Source organism: Ureaplasma urealyticum serovar 8 str. ATCC 27618, assembly GCF_000169535.1.
Lineage (GTDB): Bacteria > Bacillota_I > Bacilli_A > Mycoplasmatales > Mycoplasmoidaceae > Ureaplasma > Ureaplasma urealyticum.
The window spans coordinates 673,455-690,170 of sequence record NZ_AAYN02000002.1 but is presented as its reverse complement, the minus strand read 5'-3'; the positions used below and the strand labels follow the sequence as shown (position 1 = coordinate 690,170).

The 16,716-nt window shown below is 23.2% G+C and carries 16 protein-coding genes and 1 pseudogene; 10 read left to right on the top strand and 7 right to left on the bottom strand.

The genetic code is table 4. The features are described from left to right. Positions 1–51 precede the first annotated feature (51 nt). Entirely contained in the window at positions 52–660 is a 609-nt protein-coding gene (rpsD, locus tag UUR8_RS02780; protein ID WP_004025550.1) for a 30S ribosomal protein S4, read from the top strand. A gap of 58 nt (positions 661–718) precedes the next feature. Here the strand turns inward: rpsD and dnaG are convergent, their stop codons facing one another. The 6 genes from dnaG to UUR8_RS02750 all read right to left on the bottom strand — a co-directional run bounded on the left by dnaG (position 719) and on the right by UUR8_RS02750 (position 7,007). Further along, positions 719–2,665, bottom strand: a complete 1,947-nt coding sequence (gene dnaG, locus UUR8_RS02775) for a DNA primase (RefSeq protein ID WP_004025502.1) — start codon at positions 2,663–2,665, stop codon at positions 719–721. Beyond that, entirely contained in the window at positions 2,653–4,074 is a 1,422-nt protein-coding gene (locus tag UUR8_RS02770; RefSeq protein ID WP_004025511.1) for a glycine--tRNA ligase, read from the bottom strand. Before UUR8_RS02770 ends, dnaG begins: the two co-directional genes overlap by 13 nt. Before the next feature lie 35 nt (positions 4,075–4,109). Beyond that, positions 4,110–4,826 (bottom strand): DNA repair protein RecO, encoded by a 717-nt coding sequence (gene recO / locus UUR8_RS02765; RefSeq protein WP_004025604.1) that lies wholly within the window; start codon positions 4,824–4,826, stop codon positions 4,110–4,112. After that, positions 4,826–5,728 (bottom strand): GTPase Era, encoded by a 903-nt coding sequence (era, locus tag UUR8_RS02760; protein ID WP_004026085.1) that lies wholly within the window; start codon positions 5,726–5,728, stop codon positions 4,826–4,828. The genes recO and era overlap by 1 nt, the downstream gene beginning before the upstream one ends. Then, complete coding sequence (gene ybeY, locus UUR8_RS02755; RefSeq protein WP_004026175.1) at positions 5,721–6,188, bottom strand: rRNA maturation RNase YbeY; 468 nt, start codon at positions 6,186–6,188, stop codon at positions 5,721–5,723. The genes era and ybeY overlap by 8 nt, the downstream gene beginning before the upstream one ends. Before the next feature lie 69 nt (positions 6,189–6,257). Then, the gene (locus UUR8_RS02750; RefSeq protein WP_004025965.1) at positions 6,258–7,007 is read right to left on the bottom strand and encodes a hypothetical protein; all 750 of its coding nucleotides are present in this window, start codon (positions 7,005–7,007) and stop codon (positions 6,258–6,260) included. 213 nt (positions 7,008–7,220) lie between these two features. Here UUR8_RS02750 and UUR8_RS02745 point away from each other — a divergent pair, with 213 nt between their 5' ends. From UUR8_RS02745 to UUR8_RS02710, 9 genes and pseudogenes are all read left to right on the top strand, one after another. After that, positions 7,221–10,244, top strand: a complete 3,024-nt coding sequence (locus tag UUR8_RS02745) for a membrane protein (protein ID WP_004025779.1) — start codon at positions 7,221–7,223, stop codon at positions 10,242–10,244. Between the two features lie 20 nt (positions 10,245–10,264). Beyond that, complete coding sequence (locus UUR8_RS02740; RefSeq protein WP_004025673.1) at positions 10,265–10,786, top strand: adenine phosphoribosyltransferase; 522 nt, start codon at positions 10,265–10,267, stop codon at positions 10,784–10,786. A gap of 416 nt (positions 10,787–11,202) precedes the next feature. Next, positions 11,203–11,328 (top strand): annotated as a pseudogene (locus tag UUR8_RS03905) (MBA family surface membrane protein); the annotation flags it as partial. A 30-nt stretch (positions 11,329–11,358) separates the two neighbouring features. Further along, positions 11,359–11,583: a hypothetical protein gene (locus UUR8_RS02730; RefSeq protein ID WP_004025525.1), complete on the top strand. Its 225-nt coding sequence runs from the start codon at positions 11,359–11,361 to the stop codon at positions 11,581–11,583. A 10-nt stretch (positions 11,584–11,593) separates the two neighbouring features. Then, positions 11,594–12,259 (top strand): hypothetical protein, encoded by a 666-nt coding sequence (locus UUR8_RS02725; protein WP_004025785.1) that lies wholly within the window; start codon positions 11,594–11,596, stop codon positions 12,257–12,259. Then, on the top strand, positions 12,213–13,055 hold the full coding sequence (locus tag UUR8_RS02720; protein ID WP_004025928.1) for a hypothetical protein: 843 nt from the start codon (positions 12,213–12,215) through the stop codon (positions 13,053–13,055). Before UUR8_RS02725 ends, UUR8_RS02720 begins: the two co-directional genes overlap by 47 nt. 361 nt (positions 13,056–13,416) lie before the next feature. After that, positions 13,417–13,584 carry a hypothetical protein gene (locus UUR8_RS03675; protein WP_155104985.1) on the top strand — a complete coding sequence of 56 codons (168 nt, stop codon included), beginning with the start codon at positions 13,417–13,419 and terminating at the stop codon, positions 13,582–13,584. Between the two features lie 3 nt (positions 13,585–13,587). Continuing rightward, a complete protein-coding gene (locus tag UUR8_RS02715) occupies positions 13,588–14,280 on the top strand; it encodes a hypothetical protein (protein WP_004025664.1) in 693 nt (230 codons plus the stop codon). A gap of 389 nt (positions 14,281–14,669) precedes the next feature. After that, a complete protein-coding gene (locus UUR8_RS02710) occupies positions 14,670–14,876 on the top strand; it encodes a transposase (protein ID WP_080508256.1) in 207 nt (68 codons plus the stop codon). A gap of 500 nt (positions 14,877–15,376) precedes the next feature. On the opposite strand, the gene UUR8_RS02705 is transcribed toward UUR8_RS02710, so the two are convergent. Next, the gene (locus UUR8_RS02705) at positions 15,377–16,513 is read right to left on the bottom strand and encodes a DUF1410 domain-containing protein (protein ID WP_004025790.1); all 1,137 of its coding nucleotides are present in this window, start codon (positions 16,511–16,513) and stop codon (positions 15,377–15,379) included. Between the last annotated feature and the right edge of the window lie 203 nt (positions 16,514–16,716).

Here is a 16,716-nt window from a genome sequence, read left to right as displayed (position 1 = left end):
TCTAAGTTTTTGTGATTATATGCTTAAAAATGAATTTAGGAGAATATAATCATGAGTCGTTATACAGGTAGTATTTATAAAAAATCTCGTCGTTTAGGTTTTTCTTTGCTAGAAAATAATAAAGAATTTAATTCTGGTAAGAAAAGAACATATGGTCCAGGTCAACATGGTAATAAAAAAGTTAAATTATCAAACTATGGACAACAATTAGTTGAAAAACAAAAATTAATGTTTTTATATGGATTAAATGATCGTCAATTTAGACGTTTATATAGAGTTGCATTAGGACGTCCTGGTGTACTTACTTTAAACTTATTACAAGTTTTAGAATCACGTTTAGATTCATTAGTTTATCGTGCAGGATTTGCTCCAACACGTCGTGCAGCACGTCAATTAGTAAATCACTCACATGTTTTAGTAAATGGCAAAAAAGTTAATATTCCTTCAGCTTTAGTTGAAGTAGGTAGCACAATAGCACTTAAAGAAAAATCACTTGAAATGCCTTTAATTAAAAATACATTAAATAAACCAGCTGATTTTATTGAATTAGTTGATAAAGATAAAAAAGTTGCTAAACTATCACGTTTACCAGAACGTAGTGAATTACCAGCTGATGTAAATGAAGCTTACGTTGTTGAATGATACAACCGTTTAATGTAATTTATTATAAAAACACAATCAATAAAGAAAAGATTAGGTCATTACGATCTAATCTTTTTTATTGGTTTTTATGGAATAAAGAAGCATTAATTAAATTATCTAATAAAACTTTTTCATCATTATATTGTTTTATTAATTTTTCATTATTTGCAATTTGCTCTTGATTATCATTTATATCTAAGTTTAAATTAGTTAATTTTAAGTGTTTAATTTCATTTTTATATCATTCATATAAAAAACTATTTTTAGCTAGTTCAAATGCAATAAGATTGTCTAATTTAGGATTGTATTTAACAACTTGAATTATTTTTGTAAATTGATTAATAATTTCATCATATTTTGCATAATTTTTATTAATAAATTCAATGAAAATCTCACTATCTTTTAAGATTGCATTAACTTCAAAATTATACAAATAAAAATCTTCAATAATATTTACAATTAAGTTTTGATTTCTACTAAATTTATTACGAATTTGTGAATCAAAACGATTTAAAAACTTACGATTCATTAATAAGATAATTACTAAATGATTAAAATGTTTATTGATTTTTGTTAGTGGAAGTTTTTTATTATTAAATGATTGTTGAGTTATTTGTTTTTTAGTTTTGTGATATTTTTTGTCTTGATATACATATGAGTATTCATTCTCTTTATTTTGAATAGGCTTAGATTGTTTTTTTATTAATAATTCTTCAATAATCTTTTTTAATAAAACTTCATCCATTTGCAATGTTTGATTAATAAAATCAACATATTTATCTATATAGAAAATATCGCCATATTTTTGAATTATTTCAAAGCAATCTTGTTTGTAACTATGTTTTAGCGAAGGTGTTGATTTATTTGTATTAGTGATATCTAACAATAAAAATTCACTAATGTGAAGTTGTTGTTCTAATAATTTATTTGTTGCATCATAACCATATTTATTTGCATATTCATCAATATCTTTACAATCATTGTTTTTATGATCAACAACAAAAATATTAAAAGCTAAATTTGCTAATTTTAGAACTTGTTTTTTAGTAGCTAAAAAACCAGCATGATCATTATCAAAACATAAAATTAAATCTTTAATTCCATAATTTGCAATCGTTTCTAAATGTTTATTACTTAATTCAACTCCCATTGTGGCTACTACATTTGGTTTGTTTGATTTATGTGTTGTAATAGCATCCATGAATCCTTCAACAATGAATAATTGATGGTTATCATCAAGTGTTATAACATTATTAAAGTTATAAAGAATTTCATCTTTTTTAAAAACTAAAGTTGTTTTTGTATTTAAGTATTTTGGTGTTTTTTCATTATTAATTATTCGTCCACTAAAACCAACAATATTATTTAAATGATCATAAATACTAAAAATTATACGATCATTAAAAAAATCGTGATAATCACCTTTTTTATCAATTACTAAAAAAGAATTATTTATTAATTTATTAAGTTCAAACTCATCATTTTCTTGTACAAGATTATCGTAATTTGATTTTATTAAATTCAACAATTGATCATTACCTGGAGCATAACCAATTTTAAAATATTCTAAATCACTTTGATTTAAATTGCGTTTTACTAAATAATCAAGCACATGCTTATTATTTTTATTGTTTAAAAAATTAATAAACCATTTTTGAATTTGTTTATTTAAATCAAAAAGTTTATTTTTTTTAGTTTCCTCTGGTGAGATTTTTTGTAAATGATTTAGTAATTTTAAATCTAAATTCATTGTTCGTATTATCTCTTGAGCTGCTAGAACATAAGGAATTTTTTTATAATCAGCAACAAATTTAATCACATCACCAGCATGATTACATGAAAAACATTTAAATATTTGCTTTTTATCACTAATTGATAAAGATTCATTTGTATCATTATGAAAAGGACAAATAGCTCAATAATTATTACCTTTTTTAATTACTTTAATGTAATTTTGAATAACATTTGAAATATTTACTGCATCACGAATTGCTTGAAAAACATTATTAGTTATTTTTGACATTGACGTTGAAAATCTTCATGTGCTTTTTGATTTAAATATAGAGGTAATTCTGATAATTTAATTCTTTTTTGAGCCATTGAATTACGTTCACGAATTGTAAAGGATGGATCTTGTTGATCATCAAGTGAATCAAAATCAATTGTTAAACAATATATTGTTCCTATTGCATCTTGACGACGATAACGTTTTCCAATACTTCCACTATTATCAAAAGTAGCCGAGATATTTAAATCTAAAATTTTGCCATAAATTTCTTCAGCTTTATCTTTTAATTTATTTACTAATGGCATTACAGCAATTTTATAAGGAGCTAAGTCATATTTTAGATCCATTAGAATTCGTTCATCATCATTTTCTAATTTTTCAATAAAAGTTGCTTCAGTTAAAATAGCGTATAATAATCTTTCAACACCAACAGATGGTTCAATAACATGAGGAACATATTTTTCTTTAGTTTGTTCATCAAAATATGTTAAATCTTTTTTTGATAAATTCATATGTACTGATAAATCGTAATTAGTTCGATATGCAATACCATACAATTCAGAAAAACCATGTAAAAAATTATATTCAAAATCAATTGTTTTCTTAGAGTAGTGTGATAATTCTTCTTTAGGATGTTCGTGTTTTCTTAAATTATTTAAACTTAAACCACATGCACTAACTAATCAATTTTCAATTTGGTTTAAATATTTATCAAAAATATCATAAGCACTTTCTTCTTTTAAGAAAAATTCAATTTCCATTTGTTCAAATTCACGTGTTCTAAAAATAAAATTACCTGGTGTTATTTCATTTCTAAATGATTTTCCAATTTGAGCAATACCAAAAGGTAAATGTAGACGCATTGAACGTTGAACGTTTTTAAAATTAACAAAAATTCCTTGTGCAGTTTCAGGTCTTAAATAAACCACATTCTTAGCATCTTCAATAACACCTTGATAAGTTTTGAACATAAGATTAAAATGACGAATTTCTGTTCAATTAAATTGCTTGCATGTAGGGCAAGAAATCTCATAATCATTCAAAACTTTTGCAAATTCTTCATTGCTAGAATTTTCAGCAATATGAATGTTTTCATCAAATGATTCAATTAATTTATCTGCACGATATCTTGCTTTACAATTTTTACAATCGATTAGTGGGTCTGAAAAATTATCTAAATGACCACTCGCTTTTCAAACTAATGGATTTAAAATTATTGCACTATCTAAGCCAACAACATCTTTTTGTTTAGTAACAAATTCTTTTCATCATAAATTCTTTAAATTATTTTTTAATAATACACCCAATGGTCCATAATCTCATGCATTAGCCAAACCATTGTAAATTTCTGAATTTGCAAAAACAAAACCAACTGTTTTTAAGTGATTAACTAACTCTTCTTGTGTTTTAAACTTGTTTTTCATAACTATAGCCTAATTTCTTTTAATAAAATTCTTCTTTAAATGTTTTTTATTATTGTTAAATAAATTCCTAATTGATCATACATAATGGAATTTAATATTTTTAATAAACCTTTAAACGTTAATTCATTATCCTCTATTTGTTCTTTTTGCACTTGTGATGCAAAATAAAGTTTTTGTCATAATTGTAAAGCCTTTGGATCATAATCTATTTTATTAATAATTTTAGATTCGCAATTCACACAAACAAGACCACGATCAACTAAAGAAAATGTTTTAATATTTTTTGAGCTATTACAATAAGCACATGAACGGAAGTTAAAATTAATACCATTCATTATTAAAAATTTTACCAATAAAAAACAGCTTATGTAATAATCATTATATTTTAAAATAATATATTGCAAAATAAGTTGATAAAATTGATAGAATTCAACATTAAAATCAATTACTTTACTCATTAGTTCGCTTAATATTAACATTGAGTATGTATTTTCATATTTATAATCAATTTGGTCTAATGGAATAACTTTTTTAAGTTTAGAAAGCTTTGTTTCATTTGTTGCATGAAAAAACTGAATTTCTAAATAATTACCAAAAAATAAAGCTCTTGCATTTTTAGAAGTGATTCTTTTTGTTCCTGGTGCAAACATTACAAAGCGATTACCATGTTCGTTAATAAATGTTAGTATTTCATCAAAAACATCATAATCACGACGAGCAACTAAATATCCTTTGGTTATAATTTCTGCCATTATTTTTTAATTTTATATCCTAATGATTTAACAACATTATTATTTTCGCGTCAATTATTTTCGACTTTAACAAAAATTGTTAATGAAATATGACAATCATAAATTTCGTGCAGTTGTTTTCTTGCTGCCATACTAATTTTTTTAATCATTGCACCATTTTGACCAATAACAATTGGTTTATGAGAGTTTTTTTCGATTATTATTGATGCTTTAATAATTCAATGATTCGCTTCTTGATTATATTTACTTTCATCAATTTCTACACCAACACCATGGGGAACTTCATGATTTAAATTCAATAAACATTGTTCACGAATTGTTTCTGCAATAATAAACTTATCTTCTTTTTCAACTTTTTGACGAAAATAATCTGTAACAACATCTTTGTGAAGATATTGTTTAATTGTATTAATCAATTTATCAATATTAATGACATGCAACGCACTTATTTGAATAACATCTTTAAATTGTATATACTTGTTTAATTGATGAACTCTTTCATCAATTTTATCTTGATTTTTAGCAACTTCAGCTTTAGAAATAACTAAAATAACATTTTCCTTATTTGATTCTTTAATTAAATTTATAATTTCAAAATCATCTTCACTTAATTCTTTGTCCATACTTGATACAAACAAAATCACATTTGCTTCTTTATACGAAACTTCAATTTCGTGATTTAAAAATAGATCAAGTTTGTTTGATGGTTCATGAAATCCAGGTGTATCAGTAAAAATAATTGCCGAATCATCATCTTCATAAATTTCTTTAATAGCATTACGCGTTGTTTGTGGTTTATTAGAAATAATTGAAACTTTTTTACGCATAATTGCATTTATTAATGTTGATTTACCAACATTAGGTTTGCCAACAATAGCTACAATTCCATATTTTTTAACCATTTTTATTTCCATTTACATTTCTTGTAATATTTAATTCATTTAAAATTTCATCTTGTAAACCAAACATGATCTTTTCCTCTTCAACCTCTATATGATCATATCCTAATAAGTGAAGAAGACCATGCGTAAATAAAAAACATAATTCACGCTCAAACGAATGACCAAATTCCTTTGCTTGGTTAACAACTTTTTGATAACAAATATACATTTCTCCCAATAAAGGCGTAATAATTTCTCCATCATCAAATGCAAAACTAATAACGTCTGTAATATAATCTTTGTTTCGATAATCTCTATTAATCTCTTGTATTGTTTTTTCATCAACAAAGTGACATTCAAAAAAACGTTCTTTATCAATATTTAATTTTATTGAAATTAAATTAGCTATTTGTTCAAATCGTTGTAAATATATTTCATCATTAAAAACACTTTTAACTTCATTAGTTATTAAAAAACGCATAAACCCCTTATCTTAATTATTTAAATATTAAAACTATAAATATTATAACCTTGATATGTTTTAGCCAACTTAATTTTGTGCGATCGAATTAAAACAATTTTTAATAAATATTAAAATTTTATTAATTAAACCATAACCTTTAAGTCAATGAAAATTAGCATTAAGATATTCGTTCAAATACTTATCATTTATCAATATTTCATTTTTAATTTTATTTTCTACGCTACAGTTTGCAATTTCATGTATTAATTCAAGCGCCTTTGACATATTATTAAAATCTTTTTTAAAAAAAATGATCACTGGAACATTGTGAGCACAATTGTTACGAATCATTAAAATTAATTTAGCTTGAACTTTTTCAACTTTATTTTGGAAAATAAAAGCATTTAATAACATTAATACATATAGATTTAGAATTTCTACAAACGATGACAAATCAATATTTTTGCACTTATTAAAATATTTTTCGTAATTAATTAGATACTTATCATTTTTGTAATAATTAAAAAATGACTCAAAAACACTTCTTGGTTCTTCTTCATCATTTATGAAATTATGAATTTTAAGTTTTAGTAAGTGTTCTAAAATCATAATTTTGTTGTTAATATTTTTGCGTAATACAAAATCTAAATTAGATATACGCACAAGATGGAAAAAATCATGAATTTTGTTTTCAAATAAATTATTTAATCTTTTTAATTTGTAAAAATAAGTATGATACTTTAAGTATTGTATACATTCATTAAAACTCATTATTTCATTTTTAATAGCATTTTTTATAAAATAAAGTTCTAATTTTTGATTTTGATATTCATTCATAAACACTCACCTATTAACTAATTAGTATAAAAGGTGTAAGTTTAGAAAATTTATGAATTTTTTAGTAAGTTTGAAAAGAAAAAAGAATTTAATAATTGATATCATTACAATTACTATATAATTATTAATTAGTTAATATGAACATTTTTGAAATTTATATTAATTCCAAATAATATATTTCAAAATATTAATTTAAAGTTAGTTGGTTTGCAAATGTCATTTAAAACAAAAACAAAATTTAAACAAAAATGAAAAAGTGTTTTAGCCTTTTTAGGCATTGGCGCTTTAACAGTTGGAACAATTGTTGGCACTGGTGTTGGTGCTGCTAATTATGCTTACAAGAATAAAAAAACAGGTGATTTTGGCGATAAGATATCAGCAAGAACACAAGTTTTATTAAATGATTATCAAACCGAAGAAGAACAAATAGATTTACTAAAAACAACTGCTAATCTAAATCAAAAACATTTACAAGCATTAGGTGTTAATAACGTAAGTGCTAAATATGGTATTTACCAACGCATTAATAAAAATACGAAAAAATGAGAAAAGTTTGGTGAAATTGTTTATGAATTTTACCCAACAAATTCAAAATTAGACATCGTTAATTTTTTAACAAAAACAAAACCATATGAACAAATTAGTTCAAAAATTCAACTTATAAGTTTATTTACAACTGCTAATCGTTTAGAATTACAAAATATTTCATCACTTTTATCACCAAAACCAGAACTTTCACAAAATAAAGAATTTGATGATACAAATTGATTAACTTTAAATAGTGATGCTAAAAAAATTGAAATTAAAACAACTAATGAAGGCCAACAAGTTGAAGTATCATTACCAAAAACTAGTGCTGATGATCAAAAGTTTGATTTAAATTTTTTTGCTAAAGAATTTGATGCTAATTTCAACTATAGTGCATCAAGTGGTAAAACACGTGCTCAAACTGTAGCTGCTTTTGAAAAAACAAAACAAAATCGTAAAGCCCCAGTTAATTCATGATTATTATGAGTTAATCGTGATGGATTAATTGCAAGATTTAACATGCTATTAACTTTAGCGCATGCTCAAAAACAAAAATATGTAGATGCAAAAAGTTGAGATTATGTTGATGCTACTTATAAAAATTTAAATGTAAATGGTGAAGAAAAAGCATTTATTGATTGATTAGCAACACAAGATTTTGACAAGTATTTTATTCATAATAGTTCTATTATTAAACCAATTAATGTTCAAGTTGATCAATTATTAAATATTATTCGTGCTTTTTATCAATCATCATCACATAAAGTAAAAACTAAAGATGCTAATAATAAAGATGTAGCACAAACTTTTAAAGATAATGAAATGTTTTATTCATGAAACATTAATAAATTATCTTTAATTAATGGTTTTGTTTACGCTATTGATTACAATAATTTCTTTAATTATTTTGAAGCACCAAAAAAAGATGACAAACTAACATTAGCTCAACAAAGTATTGTTAAATATACATCTAATAAATTAGTTTTAAATCAAAAAAATACAAGTCGTGCTTTTATTAATACTGTTTATAATCTAAAACAATATTATCTACCAACGTATTTTGCTCAAGCAATTTATAGTGAAAATGATATTAAAAAAGATTATGCAAAAACTTTTTATAGTTTATTAAACAATTTTAGTACAAAATTACCAAATCTAAAACAAGGTGCAATTAAAATGCTAGATCCTATAGATGCTATTTTAATTGGAATTGCAGTTTTAATTTTAATAGTTGCGATTATTATTAGTGTTTTATATAAAGTTCCAGGCTTAATTCATAGTTTATTAATGGCATTTAATTTTGTGATTAGTTTATTATTGATTAAAGCAAGTAATTTAGGCTTTAGTACTGAAACCTATGGCGCATTAATTATTAGTGTATGTTGACCATTACTAAATTTAGTTAACTTTAATAATCATATAAAACGTTTAGTCGAACAAAAATACTCTTATAAGAATGCTTTAAGGATTAGTTTAAATAAGACAATCATTAATCAAGGAATGTTTTATTTATTAATGATCTTTATTAGTTTAGTGTTCATGTACTTTGGTAAAAATAACATTAGCATTTTTGGTTTTAATTTAATATTAATAACTTTCTCATGCTTACTAATATCTTATATCTTGTTTATTGCCATGATGTATCTATTGTGATTAATAGCACATCATGTGCCAAAAATTCATTTATGAAGACAATATTTAGCTGCAACTAATGCAATTAATCAAAATCGATTCAATGAAGAATTTGATTGAAATGATCAACAAAAATATCAACAATTTATTTTTAAAGCAATGAATCAAAAAGTTTATAAACTAAGTTTTTTAATTTTTGTTTTTGTTATAGGGCTTGCTGGATTGTTTGTTTTAGGTTTTGTTGTTCCAAATATGAGTTTTAGTTTTGGCTCAGTGTATGAATTAACAATGAAAAATGATCTAAAAAACTTTAATGAACATGAATTTAGTAGTTTTTTAGATTATGAAATTAATAATGGAATAGTATCAATGTACTTTGATGCGAAAAATCCAAGCGCTTTAAATGAGATTGCTTCTATTAGTTTAAATAATCGTTTTAGTGATGCTATTGTTTATACAAGTAGTTTATATAATTTGATAAATAATATCACTAATTCAATTGCTGCTTACTTCATTATTTTTGCAATTATTGTTATTTGATCAAGTATTTGATTAAAACCCCAATCAACAATTCCTTTAATAATTAATTTAATTTGCACAACACTAGTTAGTTTTGGAATTGCAGGATTGTTTAGATTGTTTAATAATCAAGCTTCAATTATTGCTATTAACACTAGTTTTGTTTTAATTGTTAGCTTTAGTTTACATATTTGTTTAAACTTAAAACAAACTTTAAATTTAGCAAAAGTTTTAACAAAAAAACAATTACAGTTACAAATTCAAGATTCTTTAATTAAATACTTTAATACTTATAATATAATATACATTGTGATGTTGTTTACACTACTATGGTTAATGATTTTCGCACCATTAGCATTAATTAGTTTTAATGCCATTATCTTATTTAGTTTAATGTTTACGCATTATTTAGCAATCATCATTATTAATTACTTATGAATGTTGACGATGATTCTATATGAACGCTTATTAGCCAAAACATTAGCTAAGAGTGATAATGCAAATAATGTTTATGATAAATTTGATGAACAAGAAATTGTTAATATCAACAAATTTTAAAAGGAAGACTTAGAACGTTTATGATCAATATTGATTATATTAAATCAAAAATTAAGGATGTCCCTGATTTCCCTAAAAAAGGAATTATTTTTAAAGACATTACTCCTTTATTTTTAGAACCAAAGGTTATTGAAAAAATTGTTGATGATTTTGCTGAATTTGCTAAATCATTAGATGTTGATGTCATAATAGGAGCAGAATCACGCGGTTTTTTATTTGCTGCTCCATTATCAATTAAGTTAAATAAACCATTTGTTTTAGTACGAAAACCAAATAAATTACCAAATGATGTTTATAGCGCTGAATATACATTAGAGTATGGAAGTTCACGTGTAGAAATGCATAAGGATGCATTAAAACCAAACCAACGTGTTTTAATTGTTGATGATTTATTAGCAACTGGAGGAACTGTTGCTGCAATTGAAAATCTTGTTCATCAAGCTCAAGCAACTGTGGTTGGTAGTGTTTATTTGATTCGTTTAGGATTTTTAAAAGGCGAAGAGAAATTGAGTGGAAAAGTTCACGCTTTAATTAATTATTAATTTTTATAAAAAATTTAATTTACTCTAGAAGTTTAAAAATAATTTCTAGAGTTTTCTATTATAAACATAATTTACACAAAAATATGTTCCAAAAATTTTATTTAAATTTAAAAATGAGTAAAAGACAAATTTTACATTTTTATTTTTCTTTGTGTAAATATAAAATTTATTAATAAGAAAATTTTGTTAATTTGTAAGAAATATGAAATTAAAAATAAAAAAACTATTATTGAGGATATGATTTATTTCATTACCATCGATTTTAATTGTTAGTCTGCTTTCTGCGTGTGGTTTTAATAAATCAAAATGTAAATTAGAGGTTTTAGATTATTTTTTTACAACAAAAAATAATGATTACTATATTGCTTACCAATTTGATCATTTAAACATTAATAATAAAACAAATTTAGAAAAAAATTCTTTTTTCAACAAGTGTTATTAATCATTTAAACCAAAGAGTTAGTTTTAATATTGATTTAAAACCAATTATAATAAATAATCGTATTTATATTCGTTTACCTCAACGACCACAACCTAAACAGACAATTATTATTAACTCAAGTGATAAATTTGTGCCAGTTAAAGTTATTAAAACAAGTGAAATGGCAACAGAATTTATTGAGTTTAACCAAAATGATATTAAACCTATTAAAGTTGTAAACCAAAGTGCATGATTTAGTGATATTAAAAAACAACGCGTACAATTTCAAATCAAACTTCTAAATGTTCGAGTTGATGATGCTAATTTAAAAAATATTGATATTGAATTGACAAACAAGAAAACAAAAAATATTTAAATTAAAAGTTTTGAAAAACCAATTAAATTATTTAAAAAATGAAAATAATGTTCTAACAGTTGTTGCAGAGTTTAAATCTAATGTTAACAACCAATTAGACGATGAAGAGTACTTTATTTCTAAATTATTTTTAAATAAAGAACCTATCAAAATAAAACAAAATGTTTACAAGCCAAGTGGATTGCAATTAGATGGAACAATTAATAATGAAAAACCAACTTATTTGATGATTCCGACTACTTTTTCTCGATGAACAAATATAAATATTTTTGATACTGAAGTTATTAGAAATAATGGAATTCCTAAACAATTAAAAATTAAATACGATGATTTTGTTAATGAACACAATTATAAACAAGATGAATTAAATGCGATGGTTGAACTTACATCAACTAAAACTAATAAAAAAATTTTATTATCTTCAATAAAATTTGATGATAAACATCATGAAATAGTATTCGATTTAACTGGTAATAAACAACTACAAAATATTATTTTAGAAAATCCAGTTTTTAAAATTAAAAATTTAAGTATTAATAATGATTTGCAAGTTTTAGATCCAATTATTAAACAAAAAGAACTTGATTTAGCTAACAAGCATATTCCTAATATTGGCAAGTTTTTATTTAATGATAGACAACCAACAAAATATAAGTATGATATTTCAATTAGATAGTGATTCTTCAATAATCAAAAATGCTAGAAAAATCACATTAATGGCTAAAAAAGTATTAGAAAATTACAGTTACAGCTCTTCTGATTTTACATTCAATTTTGTTAATAATGAAAAACGTTGTGAATTTTTTTATAATCATTCAAACAAACAATTTTTGCTTAATATTGATCATGATATGCGTTCTTCTAGTAAACAAATTTTTGAAAATGATTCTAAATTTTTGATTACTAAGCTTTTTGCAGTTAATAATGATGGTTCTATTACTGAAATTCCAATTAATATCAATAATCTGAAGGATAGAGAATTTCATTTTACATTTAGTGAATATGAATCTAGTGATATTGAATTCAATCAAAAAGATAAGCCTGTATTAAATTTAAATATTAAATATTTCAATAAACTTGAAACATCAAAAATTAATAAAATTAAATTAACTTTAAAAGATGACCAAGAATTAATTTTTAATCGAATAAATAATGATTTTAGTTTTAAAAAAAATGGTTTTAAATTAAATATCGATCAAAATACATTTCCAAATTTTTTGAAAGGACATAAATATTCAATTAAAGCCATTACTATAATTAATGACGATCAAACAAAAATTGAATTATTATCAAAATCTAATAGCAAAGCTAGTTTTAAAATTCCTTATATTGCATATATTCAGAATAGTGTATACGATCCAATTTACAATAAATTAAAAATTAAAATAAAATCGAATGATTTTAGAATTAATAAAAACCTTGATCCACTAAAATATTCGTTAAGTTTTTGTAATTACAATAATCCTAATTAAACTATTTCCATTAAAAAATAAAAAAGATTATTTCCAACGAAAAAATGAAAATGAAATTAAATTAAAGGTTGAACTAAAAGCTAATTCTAATATTATTAAAAATCTTTTATTTATTGCAACTTTTAAAGATGAAAAAAATAATATCATCAAAACTAATGTAGTTAGTTGCAATCCTGTTAAAAATGAAGTAAATAAATGAATAATTGAATTTAATTTAAAATTTGATGAAATTAAAACTAATACACTATATCAATTAGATAGTGTATATTATTTAGATAAAAATAATCAAGATGTTTTAAATGAAAATAATAAATTAAATAAAATTGATTATCAATTTGAATTACAAAATCCTTTATCTATAATGTCTATGGAATCATATCCTAAAACTACAATTGATGTTGATCCACAAACTAAGCGTCCAATTTGTGAAGTTAAATTGTTTGTTATGAGCATTGATTATCCTTGATTAGTAAATAAAAAAGCACGTTTTGTTTTTTTATATAAAACAGCGAATGGCAAAGAAAAATAATTTATGGCTCAAACCGATGATATTGGTGATAATGATCAAAAAAACTATAAAGATAAATTTTTATTTAAACTTAAAAATCATTTATACATAAAAGTTGTTTTACCAGTAGCAAATCGTGCTTACAAACTTAAACGAGTAGAAATTTTAAATGATAATAACACTTGGACAATTTTTAACCAAAGCGATAAAGGATTAGAGTTTTGTTGCCATGGTAGTCAAAACTCTATTTTGACTAGTGCAAATGATTTTAATGAAAATAAAAATAACAAGTATATTAAAAACATTTCTTCAACACAAGTAAATCTTAATTTAGAGTTATTTTCAAACGACCAAGGTTTTCGTGATGGTTTAGTTGCAAATGTAGAATTAATTGATGAAAAAGGTAATATCAAAGGACCTTATCAAATTGCACTTTCAAAAACAGACAAAAATATTGATGGAACTATTAAAACCAACTTTGACAAAGAATCACAATTAGGTTTAACATCATGATTAATATCTGATAATAAAATTAATAATTTAGAACCAAATACAAAATATTATATTAATCGTATTTGATTTAACGAACAACCAGATTATTTAACTTTTAAATGGAATCATGACGATAATAACAATGAAATTTATAATAGAAATAAAACGAAAAAAACAAATCCAACTATAGGTGATTATTCATTTACAACCAATATACAACAATAATTTATTTTAGAATTACAACAAAAAATTAATATAGAGTTTACAAAACTTTGTGTAAAACCAAAAAGCCTTCTAGTAAAATCATAATTACCAAGAAAGGCTTTTTTATATGAAAAGAAATAAAATGCTGTTCTTGATTTAACTAACCAATGACAACGCCGTTCTCTTGAAAGCATTTATAGTATTTGTTTTTATCGATACAATTCACTTTATATGTCAAAGACATAATAGAAGTAATTAAAAAGTAACTTATGTTAAGTTGGATGCAAATCTTGAAGGCAAAAAAGATTTTTAGACATTTGAATTGGTCAAAATGAATCAGCTAAATATTGATTAGACGTGCTAAATGACCTTAAAAACCGCGGTGTTAACGATTTTAATATTATGTTCAGATTGATTTAAGTGGTATTGATGAAGCGATTAAAGTGCCTTTTTCAAAAATCATTCAACAAAGATGTATTGTTCATTTGATTCGCAACAACATTAAAAACGTTTCATATAAATACTACAAAGAATTTTGTTTGGATTTAAAAACAATTTATGGTGCTATTAATCTAGAAGAAGCACAAGAAAATCTTGAGTTATTTGGACAAAAATAAATTCAAGAATATCAAAGTGCTATAAAAGTATGAAAATGAAATTTAAACTTTGTAGCTACGATGTTTAATTATTCCAAACCGTTGTGTAAAATTATATATACAACAATGCTATCAAAAGTTTAAATCGTTCATATCACAAATTTATAAAAAATAAACCTATTTTTAAGAGCGACGAATCAATTGTTAAATCATTGCATTTAGCAATTTGAACATCACTAAAATATGGACAAGTAGATGCGCTAATTGGGATCAAATTATTAATGAATTAGATATTTTATTTCTTGATTGTTTATTTTAATCTTAAAACAAAATTATTTTTAAAATTAAAAATTGAATATAATAAACTTGAAAATAAAAAGTTCACCTATTTTATAAAGGCGAACTAAATATTAAAGATTTATTAAAAAGGAATTGTGTTTTACACAAGATTTTAAAAACTCTAAATTAATATTTTTTGTAGAATATTGATTTTTTAACTAAATAATCTTTTACATTTAATATTAATCTTTAATACTAAAAATACGTAGACTATTAGAAGAAAAATTAAACACGCTTGGATTAACGTTGTAACCATGCTTACTGTTTGATTCTATACTTATAATTTCGTATTGCTCATTTTTTTTGATATTTTCAATTTCAAATAACACTTCGAGATTATTTGCCAATCGCACACTTTTTTCAAACACAACTTGGTTGGGACCAGCTTTTTTATATTTAATTTTTAATATATCATTCTCTTTTAAATTATTTTCATTGTCTTTAAATTTCAAAGTAATTAAACTACTTGGGTTATTATCGAATTTCGAATCGATTTCAATAGCTGTTATTTTAACAGGATTTGGAAGTGTAACGAAACTAAATTTTTGTTTTTGATTAGTAGATATTTTAGTTTGAGCGTTATTTAAATTTAAATCATTACTTTCACCTATAATTAGTTCTTCAAAAGAATATTTACGATTAGATGTTAAGTCTTCTAAAATAAAATTTTGCTTTTTAAGATCATTAATTTTTAAAATATTGGATAATTTTAATTTATTTTCATTATCTTTATAAACTAACCGAACATATTTATTTTCCAAATTGTTGTTATTTTCTATATTAATATTTAGGGTTATCTTTATTGAATTATTATTAACCTCATTAGTTTTAATATCTTCAATTTTAATGTTTGGATCGTTAGGTAAATTTGGTAGATTTGGAAGATTATTTTCTGGGCTGGTATTAAATGATAAATTATCAACTTTTGTTAAATCGGCAATTTTATTTGTAATACTAAATTTTGTAATTTTATATGTGGTGTTGGGTTTTAAGTTTTCTAATTTAAAGCTTAATAATTGTAATTTTTTATTGTAGATTGGATTAACATCAATATTAATTTTATTTTTTTTATCATCTTCTAATTCAATATTAAATTTTTTAACCAAAATGTCATCTATATCAATTTTATCAAAATAAAATTGAATGTTAATTGACGTTAAATCTTTATCCATAAATCTTATAGATCTAGCTTTAATTTTACTTTGTTCCTTAATCTCTTGCGTTTTAGCTTTTGAACACATTACAATAAATGAACTTAAAGGAATTAATGCAATAAGAGAAAATAATTGTAAAAATTTCTTGCGTGTATTTTTTTTCATAATTAAACCTGTTTGTAAATTTTATTATTAAATTTAATTATACTAAAAAGTATTTTCTAAATGCTATAAAGACAATTTTTTTATTAAATATAAGGTAATAAGTATTATAATTTGTGTAGTTTATTAATTTACACAAAAAAAGTTGTAAGTTGATAACTGTTTTGTATCTCAAGATACATAACTCCTTTATTAAAGAAATGGGT